Here is a 589-nt window from a genome sequence, read left to right as displayed (position 1 = left end):
CCTCGTGCACCAGCTTGGCGTTCTTCAGCGCGTCCTTGAAGGCCTTCACGCCGTCGCGCCCAAACGCATAGTCCTGCGCCAGCGTGGCCACCGTCACCCCGGGCTTGTCGATGGCCACCGCGTTGCTGATCGCGTCCTGGCTGCTGTTGCGCCCCGTGCGGAAGATGTACTTGTTCCACTTCTCGCCCGTGATGGCGTCGGCCACCGCCGGCTCGACCAGCAGCACCTTCTTGTATTCCTCGGCCACCGGCAGCATGGCCAGCGCCACGCCCGAGCTCGTCGGGCCCACGGCAATGTCGGCCTTGTCGTCCGAGTACGCCGCCGCCAGCAGGCTCTTGCCCAGGTCGGGCTTGCCCTGGTCGTCCTTCTCCAGCACCACCAGCTTCTTGCCCCCCACCTGCATGCTGCCGCCCGTGGCGTACTCCAGGCCCATCATCAGGCCCGTCTGCGTCTGCTTGCCGTAGGCCTCCAGCGGACCCGTCTTGCTGTAGATGTGCGCAATGCGGATTTCGCCCGACTGGGCAAACGCCGGTGCGGCAAGGGTGGCGGCCAGGCTGGCCAGGGCGATCAGGGTGCGTCTTTGCATGGG

1 protein-coding gene is annotated in these 589 nt (G+C 67.4%); it reads right to left on the bottom strand.

The genetic code is table 11. The annotated features are described in order from the left end of the window. Positions 1-586: ABC transporter substrate-binding protein (locus CGR01S_RS16075; RefSeq protein WP_042429727.1), on the bottom strand; the 586-nt coding region annotated here is incomplete at its 3' end. Positions 587-589 lie beyond the last annotated feature (3 nt).

Origin of the sequence: Comamonas granuli NBRC 101663, from assembly GCF_000739995.1 — a bacterium.
GTDB lineage: Bacteria > Pseudomonadota > Gammaproteobacteria > Burkholderiales > Burkholderiaceae_C > Simplicispira > Simplicispira granuli.
The sequence above is the reverse complement of the archived record's forward strand: the minus strand, read 5'-3'. Positions and strand labels throughout refer to the sequence as shown.